1 pseudogene is annotated in these 786 nt (G+C 63.5%); it reads left to right on the top strand.

Features of this window, described 5'->3' with window-relative positions:
* Positions 1-786, top strand: a pseudogene (locus ENZ74_RS33345) (acetyl-CoA carboxylase biotin carboxylase subunit); the annotation flags it as partial.

Genomic DNA, 786 nt, shown 5'->3' with positions numbered 1-786 from the left:
GGCGGGCGCGGTATGAAGGTAGCGCTTACCGAGGCCGACCTTGAGGTCGCCTTGCAAACGGCGAGCACGGAAGCCGGTGCGGCCTTCGGCGACGATGCGGTCTACATCGAGAAATACCTGGAAAAGCCGCGCCATATCGAGGTGCAGGTGTTCGGCGACGGCTTTGGCCGCGGCGTGCATTTCGGCGAGCGCGACTGTTCCTTGCAGCGCCGCCACCAGAAAGTCTGGGAAGAGGCGCCCTCGCCGGCCCTCAATGCCGAAGAGCGCGCCCGTATCGGCGGCATCTGCGCCAAGGCGATCGCCGACCTCGGCTATTCCGGCGCCGGCACGATCGAGTTCCTCTACGAAAATGGCGAGTTCTATTTCATCGAGATGAACACGCGCCTGCAGGTCGAGCATCCGGTGACGGAAGCGATCACCGGCATCGATCTCGTGCATGAGCAGATCCGCGTCGCTTCCGGCGGCGGCCTCTCGGTGAAGCAGGAGGACATCAAGTTCAACGGCCACGCCATCGAATGCCGCATCAACGCCGAGGACCCACGCACCTTCACCCCCTCGCCCGGTACGATCACCCATTTCCACACACCGGGTGGTCTGGGCATCCGCGTCGATTCCGGCGTCTATTCCGGCTACAAGATCCCGCCCTATTACGACAGCCTGATCGGCAAGCTGATTGTACATGGGCGTAACCGCGTCGAGTGCATGATGCGCCTGCGCCGCGCCCTGGACGAGTTCGTCGTCGACGGTATCAAGACGACGCTGCCGCTGTTTCGCGATCTCGTCGGC

Origin of the sequence: Mesorhizobium sp. M7A.F.Ca.CA.002.15.2.1 (assembly GCF_003998715.1) — a bacterium.
Lineage (GTDB): Bacteria > Pseudomonadota > Alphaproteobacteria > Rhizobiales > Rhizobiaceae > Mesorhizobium > Mesorhizobium ciceri.
The sequence above is the reverse complement of the archived record's forward strand: the minus strand, read 5'-3'. Positions and strand labels throughout refer to the sequence as shown.